This window comes from Hydrogenophaga sp. (assembly GCF_051858985.1).
In the GTDB taxonomy this organism is placed as follows: Bacteria; Pseudomonadota; Gammaproteobacteria; order Burkholderiales; family Burkholderiaceae_C; genus Hydrogenophaga.
Genome location: NZ_JBHYGM010000003.1, coordinates 1 through 15,636, shown reverse-complemented (window position 1 = coordinate 15,636; position 15,636 = coordinate 1). Strand labels below are relative to the sequence as shown.

At 67.9% G+C, this 15,636-nt stretch carries 16 protein-coding genes; 5 read left to right on the top strand and 11 right to left on the bottom strand.

Annotation, left to right across the window (positions count from 1 at the left end; genetic code table 11):
- The first annotated feature begins 17 nt into the window (after nucleotides 1-17).
- Both ACTIEY_RS12530 and ACTIEY_RS12525 read left to right on the top strand, forming a co-directional pair.
- On the top strand, nucleotides 18-956 hold the full coding sequence (locus tag ACTIEY_RS12530; protein WP_439519466.1) for an aldo/keto reductase: 939 nt from the start codon (nucleotides 18-20) through the stop codon (nucleotides 954-956).
- A gap of 25 nt (nucleotides 957-981) precedes the next feature.
- Entirely contained in the window at nucleotides 982-1,656 is a 675-nt protein-coding gene (locus ACTIEY_RS12525) for a DUF6064 family protein (RefSeq protein WP_439519465.1), read from the top strand.
- A 10-nt stretch (nucleotides 1,657-1,666) separates the two neighbouring features.
- On the opposite strand, the gene ACTIEY_RS12520 is transcribed toward ACTIEY_RS12525, so the two are convergent.
- The 3 genes from ACTIEY_RS12520 to ACTIEY_RS12510 all read right to left on the bottom strand — a co-directional run bounded on the left by ACTIEY_RS12520 (nucleotide 1,667) and on the right by ACTIEY_RS12510 (nucleotide 3,502).
- Nucleotides 1,667-1,894 (bottom strand): hypothetical protein, encoded by a 228-nt coding sequence (locus ACTIEY_RS12520; RefSeq protein WP_439519464.1) that lies wholly within the window; start codon nucleotides 1,892-1,894, stop codon nucleotides 1,667-1,669.
- A 94-nt stretch (nucleotides 1,895-1,988) separates the two neighbouring features.
- Nucleotides 1,989-3,200, bottom strand: coding sequence for a PqqD family peptide modification chaperone (locus ACTIEY_RS12515; RefSeq protein WP_439519463.1), 1,212 nt, complete (start codon nucleotides 3,198-3,200; stop codon nucleotides 1,989-1,991).
- Nucleotides 3,197-3,502: a hypothetical protein gene (locus ACTIEY_RS12510; RefSeq protein ID WP_439519462.1), complete on the bottom strand. Its 306-nt coding sequence runs from the start codon at nucleotides 3,500-3,502 to the stop codon at nucleotides 3,197-3,199. Before ACTIEY_RS12510 ends, ACTIEY_RS12515 begins: the two co-directional genes overlap by 4 nt.
- 141 nt (nucleotides 3,503-3,643) lie before the next feature.
- On the opposite strand from ACTIEY_RS12510, the gene ACTIEY_RS12505 reads away from it, so the two are divergent.
- Nucleotides 3,644-4,243, top strand: a complete 600-nt coding sequence (locus tag ACTIEY_RS12505; protein ID WP_439519461.1) for a hypothetical protein — start codon at nucleotides 3,644-3,646, stop codon at nucleotides 4,241-4,243.
- Between the two features lie 23 nt (nucleotides 4,244-4,266).
- On the opposite strand, the gene ACTIEY_RS12500 is transcribed toward ACTIEY_RS12505, so the two are convergent.
- The gene (locus ACTIEY_RS12500) at nucleotides 4,267-4,752 is read right to left on the bottom strand and encodes an Lrp/AsnC family transcriptional regulator (RefSeq protein ID WP_439519460.1); all 486 of its coding nucleotides are present in this window, start codon (nucleotides 4,750-4,752) and stop codon (nucleotides 4,267-4,269) included.
- Between the two features lie 101 nt (nucleotides 4,753-4,853).
- Here ACTIEY_RS12500 and mdeB point away from each other — a divergent pair, with 101 nt between their 5' ends.
- Nucleotides 4,854-7,442, top strand: a complete 2,589-nt coding sequence (gene mdeB, locus ACTIEY_RS12495) for an alpha-ketoglutarate dehydrogenase (RefSeq protein WP_439519459.1) — start codon at nucleotides 4,854-4,856, stop codon at nucleotides 7,440-7,442.
- Nucleotides 7,443-7,460: 18 nt separating this feature from the next.
- Here the strand turns inward: mdeB and ACTIEY_RS12490 are convergent, their stop codons facing one another.
- The 6 genes from ACTIEY_RS12490 to ACTIEY_RS12465 all read right to left on the bottom strand — a co-directional run bounded on the left by ACTIEY_RS12490 (nucleotide 7,461) and on the right by ACTIEY_RS12465 (nucleotide 13,083).
- On the bottom strand, nucleotides 7,461-7,793 hold the full coding sequence (locus ACTIEY_RS12490; RefSeq protein WP_439519458.1) for a hypothetical protein: 333 nt from the start codon (nucleotides 7,791-7,793) through the stop codon (nucleotides 7,461-7,463).
- A gap of 39 nt (nucleotides 7,794-7,832) precedes the next feature.
- Nucleotides 7,833-8,762, bottom strand: coding sequence for a hypothetical protein (locus tag ACTIEY_RS12485; protein ID WP_439519457.1), 930 nt, complete (start codon nucleotides 8,760-8,762; stop codon nucleotides 7,833-7,835).
- Between the two features lie 32 nt (nucleotides 8,763-8,794).
- Nucleotides 8,795-9,682 carry a patatin-like phospholipase family protein gene (locus tag ACTIEY_RS12480; RefSeq protein WP_439519456.1) on the bottom strand — a complete coding sequence of 296 codons (888 nt, stop codon included), beginning with the start codon at nucleotides 9,680-9,682 and terminating at the stop codon, nucleotides 8,795-8,797.
- A gap of 4 nt (nucleotides 9,683-9,686) precedes the next feature.
- The gene (locus ACTIEY_RS12475) at nucleotides 9,687-10,613 is read right to left on the bottom strand and encodes an alpha/beta fold hydrolase (protein ID WP_439519455.1); all 927 of its coding nucleotides are present in this window, start codon (nucleotides 10,611-10,613) and stop codon (nucleotides 9,687-9,689) included.
- Nucleotides 10,614-10,744: 131 nt separating this feature from the next.
- The gene (locus tag ACTIEY_RS12470) at nucleotides 10,745-12,472 is read right to left on the bottom strand and encodes a hybrid sensor histidine kinase/response regulator (protein WP_439519454.1); all 1,728 of its coding nucleotides are present in this window, start codon (nucleotides 12,470-12,472) and stop codon (nucleotides 10,745-10,747) included.
- Complete coding sequence (locus ACTIEY_RS12465; protein ID WP_439519453.1) at nucleotides 12,469-13,083, bottom strand: response regulator transcription factor; 615 nt, start codon at nucleotides 13,081-13,083, stop codon at nucleotides 12,469-12,471. Before ACTIEY_RS12465 ends, ACTIEY_RS12470 begins: the two co-directional genes overlap by 4 nt.
- A 211-nt stretch (nucleotides 13,084-13,294) precedes the next feature.
- On the opposite strand from ACTIEY_RS12465, the gene ACTIEY_RS12460 reads away from it, so the two are divergent.
- Nucleotides 13,295-14,281 (top strand): helix-turn-helix domain-containing protein, encoded by a 987-nt coding sequence (locus ACTIEY_RS12460; RefSeq protein WP_439519452.1) that lies wholly within the window; start codon nucleotides 13,295-13,297, stop codon nucleotides 14,279-14,281.
- Between the two features lie 31 nt (nucleotides 14,282-14,312).
- Here the strand turns inward: ACTIEY_RS12460 and ACTIEY_RS12455 are convergent, their stop codons facing one another.
- On the bottom strand, nucleotides 14,313-15,491 hold the full coding sequence (locus tag ACTIEY_RS12455) for an alpha/beta hydrolase family protein (RefSeq protein WP_439519451.1): 1,179 nt from the start codon (nucleotides 15,489-15,491) through the stop codon (nucleotides 14,313-14,315).
- Between the last annotated feature and the right edge of the window lie 145 nt (nucleotides 15,492-15,636).

The following is a 15,636-nucleotide window of genomic DNA, read 5'->3' as shown; positions in this document are numbered from 1 at the left end:
GCTTTTGCAGACACCGCATGAGCCGCCTTCCCCACGCCAACCCCGCATCGCCCGCCCGCCGCCGCTGGCTGGCGGGTGCCACGCTGGCGGCCGCCTTGCCCGCCATGGCCTTTGCACAGGCCTCTGGCCCCGTCATCACACGCCGCATTCCCTCCAGCGGTGAAGCCATCCCCGTGATCGGACTGGGCACCTGGATCACCTTCAATGTGGGGCAGGACCCGGTGGCCATGGATGCCAGCGCGCAGGTGGTGCGCGCCTTCTTCGCGGACGGCGGCCGACTGATCGACAGCTCACCCATGTACGGCTCTTCGCAACCCACGATCGGCCACGCACTGGCGAAGCTGGGCAAGCCGGCCCAGCTGTTCTCCGCCGAGAAGGTGTGGGTGGGCGACGTGTCGCGCGCCGCGGCGCAGATCGAGGCGTCGCGCGCGCACTGGGGCGTGACCCGCTTCGACCTCATGCAGGTGCACAACCTGCTGTCGTGGCGCGAACACCTGCCGCGCCTGCTGGACATGAAGGCCGCCGGGCAATTGCGCTACGTGGGCATCAGCACCTCGGAAGGCCGGCGCCACACCGAGCTGGAGAACATCATGCGCACGCAGCCCCTCGATTTCGTGCAGCTCACCTACAACCTGCTCGACCGCGAGGTGGAGCAGCGTCTGCTGCCGCTGGCGCAGGAACGGCGCATCGCCGTCATCGTGAACCGGCCTTTTCGGGAAGGCGCCTTGCTGGACCAGTTGAGCCGCCACCCGCTGCCGGGCTGGGCGCGCGAGATCGACTGCGATGGCTGGGCGCAGGTGGCGCTGAAGTTCGCGGTCTCGCATCCCGCTGTGACCTGCGCCATACCCGCCACGAGCCAGGTCGCGCATGTGCGGCAGAACATGGGCGCTGCGCGCGGCCGTCTGCCCGATGCGGCGCTTCGCGAACGCATGGCGCGCGACGTGGCCGCCTTGTGAAGCCCGGCGACACGGGAGAGACCCCATGAGCGAGTGGTGGACCTACCGCCCCTCCGATCTGCTGATGTTCGCGCCGCGCACCTGGTGGCGTCTCTTCGAACTTCACAACGAGGCGCTGTGGCCCTTGCACTTGCTCACCTCGCTGGTGGCGCTCACCCTCGCCGTTGCGCTCTGGCGTGGCCAGCCGGGCGCGTTGCGCGCGGGCCTGGCCCTGCTGGCGGCGTGCTGGGCGCTGGTGGCGTGGGCTTTCCTGTGGCGACGCTACGCACCCATCTTCTCTGCGGCAGACGCCTTCGCTGTCGGCTTCGCCCTGCAGGCCGCAATCCTCGTCTTGCTGGGCGTTCGCCGCGGCACGCAGCTCTCGAACCACGACGCCATCAAGACCACGGGTCTGGCCTTGCTGGCGTGGGCCGTGCTGGTGCATCCCTGGCTGGCCGTGATCTCATCCCGACCGTGGCTGCAGGCCGAGGCATTTGGTGTGGCACCGGATCCCACGGCCATCGGCACGCTCGGCGTGGTGCTGTGCCTCACCTCCCAGGATCGCATGGCGCGCGTGCTGCTCGGCCTCGCATGGCTGATCGCCGTGCTGTGGTGTGCCATCAGCGCGGCCACACTGTGGACCATGGGAAGCCTTCAAGGCTGGGTGCCGGCACTGGCGGCCGGGTTGGCGCTGACGGCGCTGGCGCGTCGCCGCGCCTGAAACCGACGCGCTACCAGAGCGCGGAATCGCGCATGTCCTCGATCTTGCGCCGGTGGCGCTGCCGCCAGGTCTGCATGTACACGGCGATGGCCGCCACGCCCGCGACCGCAGCCAGCGTCCATTCAACGGGTGTGAGCGGTCGCTCCAGCAAGACCTGCAGCATCCAGCCCAGCACGAGCAGGCAGACCGCTGCCACGGCCGCGGCGGCAATCAGGGCGTTCAGCAAGCTGCGGTTCATGGGTGGGGCGGACCTGGGAGTGGAAGGGAGCGAGGAGGAATTCTCTCACCACCCCGGCTCCCGTGCGCACAGCAGAGCAACACAGCCCGGCCATTCACTCCACCGGACGGATCAGGCCCTGGGCCAGCAAGGCGCCCCAGAGCTCGCGCAGGTCCGTCTCGACTCGCGCCACGGGCTCTTGGGGATACGCGCCCGCCACCACCTGCAGCGCCGACGCGAGGCTGGTGGGTTGCTCCAGCAATCGCCAGATGCCACCGCCCAGATCGTTGAGACGGTGGATGCCCTGCGTGCGGCGGTTCACCAGAAACACCTCGCCATCGGCGCGGTGGATGGCGAGGTCTTCGGCCTGCCTGCACACGCGTGCCGGGTCGATGGTGGACGGCGCCACGGCCGGCGCCTGCCGGGCGCTCTGCCAAGCCGTCGCCTCCGCCGTGCGAGGCGCCTGCAGGTGGTCGCGCGGCGCATTCGAGAAGGCACACTGCAACACGCGGCACGCGTCGTCGAGATCGCGGTAGCGAAGGCGCAGGCAGGGCACGCGCATCACGATGCGGTGCAGCCGCGCCACGAGGTCCGCTGCCGGCAGCTCGGGCGCCAGGTTCTGCACGATCAACGACGCCAACCCTTCGCCGGATGCCACCGCACTCAGCTCGGCCGGCTGGTGCTGGGCGCTGCGCTCGAGCAGCACGATGGCCCCGATGCGCGCACGATGCCCATGGCGTGGCGCCACGTCGGCGGGTGCGAGCAGGTAGCGGGCATCTTCATCGCCCGGACCCACGTGCTGTTGCATGAAATGCTCCAGCCGCGCACCCGCGTCGGCCGGCAAGGGCATGCGGATGCGCGGCGCCAGTCCAAAGGACCAGCCCCATTCGTCCTGGCTGCCGCAGGTGGGCAGCACATCGTCGGCCAGCACACGCACCCCATCGGCAGCCAGGCGAGCCATGAGCGTGCTCTTGCCGGCCTTCGCTCGCCCAGGAAAGAGCACCAGTCGCCCGTCCCACTCGGCGGCACCGCAGTGCAGGCAGAGCTGTTCGGGGTGGTCCGCGAGACGGCCTTCCACGAGGTCCACCGCGAGGTGCCCGGCGGCCCGGACCGCCGAGGTTTCGCGGATCGCCGCGTCCAGCCACGGCGCCTCGATGACGTAAGCGTCGCCCGATCGCGCCACCCACCAGCCGGCAGGCGCATCGGTCGGTTCGACCTCCCGCCACGACCAGCCCCCGATCAGGGGCTGAAGGCGGTCCAGCAGGGACTCGGTACCGTCCAGGAAAGCCAGCGCGCGGCGATGCCCTTCGAAGACGACGCACTTCATCCAGGGCGCGAGACGCGGCTGGGGCGCGAGATCCGACTCACCCGCGCCTGCCGCAGGTCCCTGCGTCCGCCCATTCGCTGAGGCCGGCTCGGACGTGAGACGCGGCTGACGCGCGACGGTCGGCTGGCGCGCGACGGGCGCGAACGGCGGCTCACCCGGCTCCCGGCACTCGCCTCGCTCAGGTTGAGCAGCGCGGGACTGGCGTAAAGGCCTCCACCCAGCAGGCTTAGCATGCCCAGGCGGGCCAGCATGCCGCGGCGGTTCAGGTCGTGGGGGTCGTCGGTGGTGGGTTCGTCGTGCATCGGGCGAGCCTTTCCTGTGAGTGAGAGTGGATGCCATCGACAACGCGGGAGCGCGCGGACTATTCCGGGCGGGATGTATTTTTGTGTTTCAGGGGGGTCACTACACTGACGGGCTGCCCGAAAACGCGCCTGCCTCCCCCCATGGACATCCTCCTCTTCACGCTGGTGACCTTTGCCGTCATCGTCTACTTCAACGCGCAGGAACAGAAACGGCGCATTGCGCTCCTGGGCCAGCACCTGGGCCGCTACCGCATCGAGGCCCTGATGGAAGAGCTCGCCCAGGGCTACCTGCGCGCGCTGGGCGAGAGCGACCTGCCGCGACGCGAACAGATCTGGAGCCTGCTGACGGGCGCCGAGAACGCCATTGCCGAGCAGTTCAAGCGGTTCGCTGCGGATTTTTCAAAGGTGGACGAACCGGCCGCGCGCGTGAGCAAGATCGCACTGCCCTGGGCGGCCCGGCTGTTTCCCGGCGCTGCGTTCGATGTGCGCGAAGCGTTCCGCCTTCACGCGCAAGGCATCGGCGATGCCGTGGCCAACGCCGAACAACGCTCGCGCCGTGACCAGGCTTTTCTGATTTCGGCCGAGCTGTTCCTCATGCAGCACACCTGCCACTGGTTCTGCCGCTCGCGCCCCGTGGCCTCGGCCCGCCTGCTCAAGCGACACCAGGTCAGCCATGAGCAGGTGCTGGCCGCCGTGTCACCGGCCACGCGGCGCGCCTACGCGGACCTCACGGGCATCTGATCGAACCTGCGCGGGTGGCGCGGTCAAATGGACGCCAGCGGCAGTGCGGTCTTGTACCGCACCTGCTTGAGCGCAAAGCTGGAGCGGATCTTCTCCACCTGTGCAATGGGCGAAAGCTGCTCCAGGATGAAACGCTCCAGCGCAGGCATGTCGGGCACGGCCACGCGCAGCAGGTAGTCCGCGTCGCCCGTCATGAGGTAGCACTCCATCACCTCGTCGCGAATGCCGATGCGCGATTCGAACGCCTCCAGCGCTTCGCGGTTCTGCTGCTTCAGGCTGATCGAGATGAACACATTGAGGTGCAAACCGAGCTGCTGGGCATCGAGCAGCGCCACGTACTGCCGGATCAACCCGCTCGTCTCCAGCGCGCGCACCCGCGCGAGACACGGCGAGGGCGAGAGATGCACCCGCCTGGCCAGTTCCACGTTGGACAGGCTGGCATCGCGCTGAAGTTCTTCCAGGATCCGGAGATCGATGGCATCCAGGTGGTTCATGCTGTCGATTTTCATGTTCACGGCATTTTATGCCTCATGAATTACACTTCTTGGCAAGCATCGACAGCACTTGCCCGGCCAGGAAGCCTACAGTGTCCGGTCCAGGAGCCCCGACCATGACCGACGTTTCCAAGCAGCTGCATTTCATCGACCCCACCCTGGGCGATCCCGACCCCGGCGAAACCGCGGAATGGCGCGAGGCGCTGTTGTCGCTGGCGGCGACCCAGGGCCCGGCGCGCGCACGCCAGATGCTCGACGAGCTGGCCCGCGTGGCGCGCCAGCAGCGCATTGGCTGGCAACCCGAACTCAACACCCCGTATGTGAACACCATCGCCGTGCAGGACCAGCCGGCCTTCCCCGGCGACCTGGCGGTGGAAGAGCGCCTGGCTTCGCTGATGCGCTGGAACGCCCTGGCCATGGTGGTGCGCGCCAACCAGGCGTATGGCGAACTCGGCGGCCACATCGCCAGCTACGCCAGCGCCGCTGATCTCTTCGAGACGGGCTTCAACCATTTCTTCCGCGCGGGTCGGCAGGGCGATCTGGTGTTCTTCCAGCCGCACAGCGCGCCCGGCGTGTATGCGCGCGCGTTCCTCGAAGGCCGCCTGAGCGAAGCCGACCTGCTGCACTACCGCCAGGAGATCACCGCGCCTGCAGAGGGCGCGCGCGGGCTCTCGAGCTACCCCCACCCGTGGCTGATGCCCGATTTCTGGCAGTTCCCCACCGGCTCCATGGGCATCGGCCCCATCAGCTCCATCTACCACGCGCGCTTCATGCGTTACCTCACGCACCGCCAGCTCCAGGACTGCGAAGGTCGCAAAGTGTGGGGCGTGTTCGGGGACGGCGAGATGGACGAGCCCGAGAGCATGTGCGCGCTCACGCTGGCCGCGCGCGAGAAGCTCGACAACCTGGTGTGGGTGGTCAACTGCAACCTGCAGCGTCTGGACGGCCCGGTGCGCGGCAACGGCCGCATCATCGACGAGCTGGAAAAACTGTTTGCCGGCGCGGGCTGGAACGTGATCAAGCTGGTGTGGGGCAGCGACTGGGACGGCCTGTTCGCGCGCGACACCACCGGCGCCCTGGTGCGCGCGTTCGCCCACACGGTCGACGGCCAGATGCAGACCTTCGCCGCCAAGGACGGGCGCTTCAACCGCGACAACTTCTTCGGCCAGAACGAAGCACTCGCCCGCCTCGCGCAGGGCATGACGGACGAGCAGATCGACCGATTGAAACGCGGCGGCCACGACCTCGTGAAGATCCACGCGGCCTACTCGGCGGCCGCTGCGCACACCGGCCAGCCCACCGTGATCCTGGCGCACACCAAGAAGGGGTATGGCATGGGCAGTGCCGGCCAGGGCCGCATGACCACGCACAGCCAGAAGAAGTTCGACGGCGCGGACCTGATCGAATTCCGCAACCGATTCAACCTGCCCCTCTCCGACGAGCAGGCCACCGGCCTCAAGTTCTTCAAGCCCGCCGACGACAGCCCCGAGATGCGCTACCTGCGTGAGCACCGCGAGCGCCTGGGCGGCGCCATGCCGCGGCGCGAGGCGGGGTGCGACGTGGTGCCGGTGCCTCCCATCGAGGGCTACGCCACCTTTGCCCTGAAGGCCGACGGCAAGGAAATGAGCACCACCATGGCCTTCGTGCGCATGCTCGGCGGCCTGCTCAAGGACGGCCAACTCGGCCCGCGCATCGTGCCCATCGTGGCCGACGAAGCGCGCACCTTCGGCATGGCCAACCTGTTCAAGCAGGTCGGCATCTACAGCAGCGTGGGCCAGCGTTACGCACCGGAAGACATTGGCTCCGTGCTGAGCTACCGCGAAGCGCTGGACGGCCAGATCCTGGAAGAAGGCATCAGCGAGGCCGGCGCGCTGGCCAGCTGGACGGCGGCCGCCACCAGCTACAGCGTGCACGGCCTGGCCATGCTGCCGTTCTACATCTATTACTCCATGTTCGGCTTCCAGCGCGTGGGCGACGCCATCTGGGCGGCGGCCGACCAGCGCTCGCGCGGCTTCCTGCTGGGCGCCACCTCCGGGCGCACCACGCTGGGCGGCGAAGGCCTGCAACACCAGGACGGCAGCAGCCACTTGGTGGCCGCGACCATTCCCAACTGCAAGGCCTACGACCCCGCGTTCGCCGGCGAGCTGGCCGTGATCATCGACGCCGGCATGCGCGAGATGCTGGTGGAACAGCAGGACGTGTTCTATTACGTCACGCTGATGAACGAGAACTACGCGCAGCCCGACCTGCCCCAAGGCGAAGCGGCGCACGTGCTCAAGGGCGGCTACCACTTCGGGCGCTTCGGGCCTGAAGACGCAACGCAGCGCGTCGCGCTGCTCGGGTCCGGTGCGATCCTCACCGAGGTGCTCAAGGCCGCCACGCAACTGGCCGAAGTTGGCATCGGCGTGGAGGTGTTCAGCATCACGAGCTGGAGCGAGCTCGCACGCGATGGCGTGGCGCACGCGACCGATGCGCACCTCACGCGCCTGCTGGCCGATGGCGCCGGCCCTGTGGTGGCTGCCACCGACTACGTGCGTGCGCTGCCGGAAAGCGTGCGCGCCTTCGTGCCGGCGGGCAGGACGTTCCACACGCTGGGCACCGACGGTTTCGGCCGCAGCGACACGCGGGCGGCGTTGCGCTCGCACTTCCAGGTGGATGCGGACAGCATCGCGCGGCAGGCGCGCGCGGCACTGGCCGTGCGCTGAAACCGAGCGCCGCAGCGTTCAGTCTGCGCTGCCCGCCATGCCGAGCACGAAGAGCGCATGGGGACGACCCGCGCTCGCGGCCTGCTCCAGCAGTGCAGCAGCGCGAACTTCATCGCGCGACACCTTCGGGCCATACACGCCTGGCCCCTGCATCAGCATGTAGCCGGCGCGCTCGGCGGCCTCGGCGTTGCCCTGTGCTGCGAGCTGTTCGTACATCGCGAGCGAACGATCGAACTGACCCCAGTGGTAAGCCTGGTGGGCCGCCTCGATGCTGGAGGACGGATCTGCATGGGCAGCGCTCGCAACAGCAAGCAGCAGGGTGCCCAGGAGATGAGCGCGGGTGTGGGACATGTTGATTTCCTGTCGAGAGGGTTGAAAAGGTGGATGGGTTCAGTTCATCAATGGCGCCAGCGCACCCTGGATGCGCTGCCACTGATCGGGCGTGGTCATGCCGATCAGCGATTGCCGGAACCGCGGCGCCTTCACGCCGCAGACGATGTATTGCCAGCGGTAGGCATCGAGCAGGCCCGTGTGCACGCGTTCGGCCTGCCCGGGCGTGAAGCTGTCGGGGCTGGTGCGCAGGAAGTAGGCGGCGTCCGAGGCGGCCTGCTCCTGCAGAATGTCGTCGATGGCGCCCACCAGCGCGATCAGGTCGTCGACAGCCGCATCGCGCTGCCGGGGCGTGAGGCGCGCGTTCTCGCGCTCCCACTCCAGTTCGTCGAGCACGGCGTGCTGCGACTCCTCTTTCCAGTGGAAGAGGAACACGTCCTTGTAAAGATCCGAGAGGCCTCCCGCGGGTTCGATGCTCTCGCGGTAGTGCACCTGGGTGAACAGCTCGATGTGGCAGGTTAGCGCAAGCACCGCCCTGGTGGAGCATTCCAGCACCTGCGAGGCTACCGCATTGGGCGTTGGCAGGAATTCGTAGCCTGGCGCCATGCCATCCGCGGCCAGGCGTTCGATGCGCCGGAAGAGTTCCTGGTGCTTGAGTTCTTCGTCAGAGAAGCGCACCAGCGCCTCCAGGGCCACCTGGTCGCCGAACCAGTGGTCGCGGCTGCAGGAGAGCATCTGGATGCCGATGAAGCGCTCCACCAGGCCGAACATGTTGGCGTACGTGCGCCCCTGCACCTGGCTCAGGCGCACCTGCTCGGCGCTGGATAGAAACTCGAGTCGGCCGACGCGAGACAGGCCTTCGGGCAGGAAAGGTCGCGAGAAATCGAAGCGGCGCGCACGGATCACGTCGCGGTCGATGTCCCAGCGCACGCGCCTGGAGGCGTCGATACAGCGCGCGTAGCGCTCGGTGTGGATGGTGGACAGGCTCATTCTTTTCAGCTCCATGGTGGGCAGGTTCGGATTCAGTCGATGAAGGCGGGTTGGAAGGCGGGGGCGTGTGCCTCGTCGAGGGCGGCCACGATGTCGAGCAGGCGCTCCTCGGCCGCGCGCCACCCGGCTTCGAAGAGTTCGGGCATGGCCGAGGTCTCCCACAGGCCGATGTGGCGGTCCAGGTGAAGTTCGATGGCGATCACTTTCTGCCCGCGCGCCTGCGCGGCATCCGTGCGCGCCTGCATGAGGTTGTTGATCAGCGTGGTGCTGGTCTGCGCCACCAGGCGGGAGAGCCGGTCGACCCGGCGCGGCATGCTGCCGTGAAAGCCGAGCGAAATCACCACGCCGGCATCGCTCGCCGCCGAAATGGGCAGGGGATCGGAGAGCACGCCATCCACCAGACGCTGGCCATCGATCTCCACACTGGGAAACAGGATCGGCACGGCCATGCTGGCGCGCAGGGCGTCCACCACGCGGCCCCGCGAGAGCACCACAGGCAGCCCGGTGGCCGCCTCGGTGGCGACCACGCGCAACGGGGTGGGAAGGTGTTCGAGGCGGGCGTCGCCAAATGCACGCGTGATGCGCTCGGTGATCAGGCGATCGTCGCGCAGCGCAAAGCCCGAACCAAAGCCCGCGAGCTTCGGTGCAATGAGCTGCAGGTAGGCGCGCCAGCGGCGCTGTTGCGTGAGCTCGGCCGACCACAGCGTGGTGGCCAGGCTCACGGCGCTGTGGTCGTGCAGGCCTCTGGCCACCTGGGCGCCGAACAGGGCACCCGAGCTGCAGCCCACGACGAGATCGGGTCGGATGCCTTCCCTCGCCAGCCGCTCGGCAATGCCCAGGGCTGCGATGCTGCGCACGCCGCCGCTGCCCAGCACGAAGGCGAGCCGGACACCCCGGTTTGAGTGGGTGTGGAGTGCCATGTCGTCAGTCCACCAGAAAGGCCGTGATCCGGCGGATGACCTCGGGATTCCGAAGCACGCGGTGGTGCCCCAGGCCACGCGTGGCCTTGAGCTGCGCGGTCTGCAGTGCGCTGGTCATGACCAGGCCATGCTCGAAGGGGATCTCCTCGTCGTTCTCGTCGTGCACCACCAGCGCCGGGCGGTTCGCCTGGCGCAGCATCTCGGTCACCGACATGCGGCCCCAGTCGAGTCGACCGCCGTAGCGCTGGGAGAGCAATTCGCGCGTGCGCCTCAACACGTCCGGCGTCAGGCCCACGTGGCGGGCAAACATCTCGAGGAACCTGTTGCAGTCGTTGAAAGAACTCATGAGCACCAGCCGCGAGGCGGCCAGGCCCCAGTCGCGTGCGGCGTACATGGCCATGGCGGCACCGAAGGAATGGCCGATCACCGCATGCAGCGGGCCGGCATGCCGTGCCACCAGCGCCACCGCATGGGCGTAGGCCACCATGTCCGTCGTGCGGCCGGTCGACCGTCCATGCGCCGGCGCGTCAAAGGCGATCACCCTGAAACCGGCGTTGCGAAGCGGCTGCACAAGACGCGCCAGGTGCGTGGCGTTGGAGCCCCAGCCATGCACCAGCAGCACCGCCGGCCCCTGGTGCCCCCATTCGTAGACCGCGAGTTCGCTCGACCCGTTGCTCAGGCGGCGTTCGCGGGTGAGCTCACGGATGGCCACTGGCCAGCGGCCGGCTGCGCTGCGCGGCGGCGTGGCGAGCTGGCGAAAGGCCAGGTGGGCCGCGAGCGACGGCATGAATCGGCACAGCCAGCGGTAGAGGTGGCGCAGGGAGGAAGAGGCCCGCGTGTCGGCAAACCGGCCAGCGCGCGGCGGCCGCAGGCATTGCGCCACGGTGGGCGCATGGGGCGATTCGAGATCGGGTGAGAACTGGTGTCTCATGGAACATTCCTTGGCATCGGCCCGCCGCACGGCGTGCGGGGGGTGATGGGGAATCTACCGACGGGTGCACCGCGCGACCATGTGAAATTGGTCATGCCCTGCGCACGGCGGTGCGCTGGTGGGTGCGGTTTCTAGAGCGCTTGCAGGGCCGACAACAGTTGCGCACCCGAAACGGGTTTGATCAGCAGCGGCAGGCCATGGCGCGACGCCGCCTCGCGCAGCGCGGCGTGCGTTTCACCGCTGATGAGCAGCACCTTCTGCCCCAGCTCCCGCAGGTTCAGTGCGAGCGCCAGGCCCGACGCCGCGTGCGGCAGGCGAACGTCGCAGATGGCCACCTCGGCGAAGTCCGCCTGGGCCATCGCGGCCTCGGCGGTTTCGACATGCAGCACCAGCAGGCCCCAGCTGGTGAGCTGATCGAGCGTGGCCCCGGCCACCAGTGCATCGTCCTCGACCAGCAGCACGCGCCCCATGTTGAAGACGGGGGGCGGCAGGACAGGCCCCATGCATGCGGTGAGCGCGGCCAGCTCAGGGGACGGCCTGTCCTTGCTCGGCTCGCCCTCGGGCGGCTTCTCGGCCCAGGGCAGCAAGACCGTCATGCAGGTGCCCAGGCCCAACGCAGAGCGCACGGTGATGTCGCCATTCATCAGCAGCGCGAGGCGGCGTGCGATGGCCAGTCCCAGCCCGAGGCCTTGTCGGCGGTCGCGCGCTTCGTTGTGCATCTGGACAAACTCCTCGAAGATTCGGGCCTGGGCCTCGGTCGCGATGCCCAGGCCGGCATCCCTCACCTGAAGGCGCCATCCCGAGGACCCGCGACGCAACGCGACCAGCACGGTGGAACCCGAGGGCGAGAACTTGATGGCGTTGTCCATCAGGTTGGACAGCACACGGACCAGCATCAGGCCATCGGCCAGCGCAAACGCGTCGCGCCGAACCAGGGTGACGATGCGCACGCCGGCCGCCTCGGCCACCGCGCTGTGCTGGCGCAACAGGCTGTCGACCAGCGGGGCGATTTCGGTGGGCCGCAGCTCGGCCTGCACCGCGCCGGAGTCCATGCGGGTCAGGTCCAGCACCTGTGACAGAAGATCGTCCAGCGCACGCCAGGACTGCGTGATGCCTTCGATGGCGCGTTGCGCCGCTGCGTCCTGGGCGCGATCCGCCAGGTTTGCCAAAGGCGTGAGGTAGAGGCCGATGGCATGCACCGGTTGACGCAGATCGTGACTGACCGCCGCGAAGAAGCGCGACTTGGCCAGGCCCAGTGCCGTCACCGTGTCGGCCGCGGCCTCGGCGCGCCGCCGGTGCTGCACCTGGCGCAGGACCCCGATTTCTTGCGCGCGCGAGAGGAACACCATCGTCATGGTCATGAGGAAGCCGCCCACACCCATGAGCACCAGCAGCGTGTTGCCGCCCATGCCATCTGCGATCAGCCGCACCGAGGTGGGCAATACGGCCAGACACAGTGCGATGGTGGTGCGCATGGCGTCGCCCGTCAGGCGCACGGCAATCAGGGTGGCGTTGCCGAGCAGGTAGCTCATCAGCACCGCCAGCATGGGCACATTGCCGGGCACGTAGAGGAAATAGCAAGAGCTGCCCACGAACGACATCAGCACCCACATGTAGATGCGGTAGACGCGCTGGCGATGGACCTTGGGGAGCGCGCGGAAGGCAGGCCGGTTCACATGCCACCAGCGCAGCACACCCATGACTGCGATGATGGAGAACCACGCCGCCGGCTGCTGCCAGGGCATGGCCGTGGCAAACATGAAGAAGCAAAGCAGCTCGCAGGCCCGCAGTGCCCACAGCGACGCCACGGTGTGCGCGGCGTCCTCGGGATCGGGTTGCTCGTCGCGACCCGACGTCACAAGGTGTCGGCGTCGAGTTGCGCCGCCTGCGTTCGGTTGGACACCTGCAGCGCCTTGAAGATCTCGCTCATGTGGTTCTTCACGGTGCCCTCGCTGATGCCCAACGTGCGTGCGATCAGCTTGTTGCTCATGCCCTGCCGCAGCAACTGGCGCACTTCCTCCATGCGCGGTGTGAGCACCACCTCCGGTCGGCGGGCTTCCGGGGCGCGATGGGCAAACGGCAGCTTGCGGCCATGCAGGGCGGCATCGATCGCGGCGCTGATCTGCTCGGACGGCGCGCTCTTGGGCACGAACGCGCATACGCTGGGAATCTCCAGCGAGCGACGCACGACGTCGGGCGTGGTCAGGGCCGAGATCACCACCAAGGGCAGGCCGGGATGCCGGTGCGCCAGCTCGGTCAGACGATATCCGCGCTCCATGCCTGGCATGTTGAGATCCACGAGCGCGAGCTGCGCGCCTGGGTGTGCCGCTGCTGCGCGCATGAGCGCATCGCCATCGCCCACTTCGATGCAGTGCGCGCTGCCCAGCCAGGCAGCAATCAGCCCCCGCATGCCATCGCGCACGAGCGCGTGATCGTCGGCAATCAGGACGGTGGGGAGGGAGTCGAGCAACACCCGGGCATCTTCGATCGCTCTCCCTGGGCCGTCTTCGCAACGAGCGCACAGCGGCTTGGCAACCGGCGCACATTCGTAATTATTCGTTTCCTGTCAATATTCACGCGTTCTTGTTCGCTTGAGCGAAATCTTCGATACTGAGCGGCTCGCTTGCCCTCAACGCTTCCGTCGACACGGGCAGCCGAACCTCCAACACGAGGAATCTGCCATGGTCATGGAGTGGTCCACCCAAAGCGCGCCGCCCGCGCAGCGCTTTGATCTCTGGCGCGAGGCCTGTAGCCAGCATGTCTACGCGCTGACCCCGCACCGGCGCACACGCGACCCCTTCCAGGGCACCATCGCCCGCCGGCAACTGGGTTCACTGGATGTGACCGACATCGTGTGCGACGGGCACCTGGTGCAACGGCGCGAGCAGGACATCGGCGATTCCCCGAGCGACACCTATTACGTGTATCTCCAGCGGCGCGGCCAGGCCTGGTTCGAGCAACAGGGCCAGCGGTGCGTCGCCGAGCCGGGCGACATCGTCATTGCAGACCCGAACATTGCCTTCAGCACGGGCACCGACGGGACTTTCGACTTTCGCCTGTGGCGCATGAACCGGGCGGGCCTTGAACCCTTGCTTGCGCTGCGCCCGGGCGAACTCCCGATGCGACGGCTGGGGCGAGATCAAGCGGCTCGTGCGCTGATGGCGAACTGGCTCGACGCGCTTCTGCACCACCAGGCCGACCTGTCGGCCCAGGCGCTGGAGCTGGCTTGCCGCACGCTCTATGCGCTGGTAGCCGATGCCGTGGGCGCCAGCGCCGCTCAGCGCGAACCGGCTCGTCTGGCGCGACGTCGGGCGCTGCTGCAGCGGGTGATGAGTCAGACGGAGCTGCGCTCATCCGACATGGCGCTCACGCCCGAGCGTGTGGCCAGCGAATGCGGTCTGTCGTTGCGCTCGCTGCACCAGCTCTTCGAACTCTCCGAACACAGCTTTCACGAGTTCCTCACGCGCACGCGGCTGGCGCGCGCGCACGCCCTGCTGCGCGACCCCTCGGCACGCCATGTGGGCACAGCAGAGATCGGCTTTGCGGTCGGGTTCAAGGAAACTTCGACTTTCTACCGGCGCTTCAGACAGCGATACGGTGACGCGCCCGGCGCCTTCCGCAAGGCCCACGCCGGTGCGGTTGAGCGCGAGTCCACCGCCGTTTCCTGATGCCGGCTGACGGCGGCGCGAGAACCCCGCTTCAGGATTCCAGCAATCGGCGCTGGCCCAACCAGGCGAGGCAGGTATCGAGCGCTTGTGCCAGTTGTTCGGGTTGCCCGGCGTAGTAGTGGGACGCCCCAGGCAGAACCACCATGGTTTTGTCCTTGCTCCCGGCGGCGCGGTGGATCATGCCGGTATGGGGCTGAGGCACCGCGTCGTCAGCACCGTTCTCGATGCACAACAGCGGCACGGTGATGTGCGGCGCAGCCCGCTCCCCATGCGCCTGGGTGTCGTCGATCGACCATTGCGAGAGCCAGGCGCGCAGCGTCGAGAAGCGCGCCATGCCAGCCGGTGCGCTGTTGGCCAGCCGCGGATCGCCAAGGTAGCTGGTGCCTGGCTTGCGCTCGTTGGGATCGAGCGCGGGATCCAGGAACCGCGGCTCGGCCATGGTGCGGTGCGTAACAAAGCCGCGCTCACCTAGCAAGTCGCCTGCGCTTCGCATGCGGTGCAGCGTCTCCTTGACCCAGTCGGTGCGGCGGCGCAGCCGCTCGAGTTGCCGTGCGCGGAAATGCGCCAGGAAATCTGGCGTGTAAGGCGGCTGGTTGGCGTTGCGCGGGTCGTACAGATCCAGCTCTGAATCCCGCCGGTCCGGATCGTTTTCATCGAGCACGGAAGGATCGATCCAGTCAGCCAGCAACTGGGCACGCGAGATGTGCGCGGCCTGCACGATCATGGCGTCAGCCGGCAGCAAGCCCGCACCCACGAGGTCCACTTCGTCGCCCGCGGGCGTGTGGGTGATGGTCGGCCTCTCGGCCTGCGACTGGTACATCAATGCCAGCGAGCCACCCCCCGACCATCCGCAAAGCACCACCTTGTCGTAGCCCCAGACCTCCCTGGCGTGCCGGATCCAGGCGCCCAGATCGAGCACTACCTTCTCGAAGATCAAGGGAGTGTCGTTGCGAGCGTACCGACTGGCTGCACAAAGCACATGCACGCCCCGCCCGGCAATGGCCCGAGGCATTGGCAGCAGCTGCAGCGTGCTGGCCGGGTGCATGTAGATCAACAAGGTGCGCGCGGACACGCCCTGTGGCAGGTAGCGAACCCCTTCGAGGTGGATCGAGGCCTGCGAGCCTGCAAAACCATAGACCTCACGCGCGCCCGACGGCTCCGCATAAGAGACGTGGACCCACTCGGCATGGATGTCAGGAAGATTGGTCATGAGGGCATCGTAGCGCGGAGCGCCGACACGCCGCCGCATGAACGTCGACCAATCCCCCATGAACGTCCTGCAACGTCGAACAAGCCCCAGAAAGCCCAAACCCCCAGGTACGGAGGTACGAGGGGGTTTGGGGGGCTGTATTAAG

What these genes read in the sequence shown, in the direction of transcription:
- ACTIEY_RS12530 (WP_439519466.1), top strand. Translation starts at nt 18, where the DNA reads ATGAGCCGCCTTCCCCACGCCAACCCCGCATCGCCCGCCCGCCGCCGC.
- ACTIEY_RS12525 (WP_439519465.1), top strand. Translation starts at nt 982, where the DNA reads ATGAGCGAGTGGTGGACCTACCGCCCCTCCGATCTGCTGATGTTCGCG.
- ACTIEY_RS12520 (WP_439519464.1), bottom strand. Translation starts at nt 1,894, where the DNA reads ATGAACCGCAGCTTGCTGAACGCCCTGATTGCCGCCGCGGCCGTGGCA.
- ACTIEY_RS12515 (WP_439519463.1), bottom strand. Translation starts at nt 3,200, where the DNA reads ATGAAGTGCGTCGTCTTCGAAGGGCATCGCCGCGCGCTGGCTTTCCTG.
- ACTIEY_RS12510 (WP_439519462.1), bottom strand. Translation starts at nt 3,502, where the DNA reads ATGCACGACGAACCCACCACCGACGACCCCCACGACCTGAACCGCCGC.
- ACTIEY_RS12505 (WP_439519461.1), top strand. Translation starts at nt 3,644, where the DNA reads ATGGACATCCTCCTCTTCACGCTGGTGACCTTTGCCGTCATCGTCTAC.
- ACTIEY_RS12500 (WP_439519460.1), bottom strand. Translation starts at nt 4,752, where the DNA reads ATGAAAATCGACAGCATGAACCACCTGGATGCCATCGATCTCCGGATC.
- mdeB (WP_439519459.1), top strand. Translation starts at nt 4,854, where the DNA reads ATGACCGACGTTTCCAAGCAGCTGCATTTCATCGACCCCACCCTGGGC.
- ACTIEY_RS12490 (WP_439519458.1), bottom strand. Translation starts at nt 7,793, where the DNA reads ATGTCCCACACCCGCGCTCATCTCCTGGGCACCCTGCTGCTTGCTGTT.
- ACTIEY_RS12485 (WP_439519457.1), bottom strand. Translation starts at nt 8,762, where the DNA reads ATGAGCCTGTCCACCATCCACACCGAGCGCTACGCGCGCTGTATCGAC.
- ACTIEY_RS12480 (WP_439519456.1), bottom strand. Translation starts at nt 9,682, where the DNA reads ATGGCACTCCACACCCACTCAAACCGGGGTGTCCGGCTCGCCTTCGTG.
- ACTIEY_RS12475 (WP_439519455.1), bottom strand. Translation starts at nt 10,613, where the DNA reads ATGAGACACCAGTTCTCACCCGATCTCGAATCGCCCCATGCGCCCACC.
- ACTIEY_RS12460 (WP_439519452.1), top strand. Translation starts at nt 13,295, where the DNA reads ATGGTCATGGAGTGGTCCACCCAAAGCGCGCCGCCCGCGCAGCGCTTT.
- ACTIEY_RS12455 (WP_439519451.1), bottom strand. Translation starts at nt 15,491, where the DNA reads ATGACCAATCTTCCTGACATCCATGCCGAGTGGGTCCACGTCTCTTAT.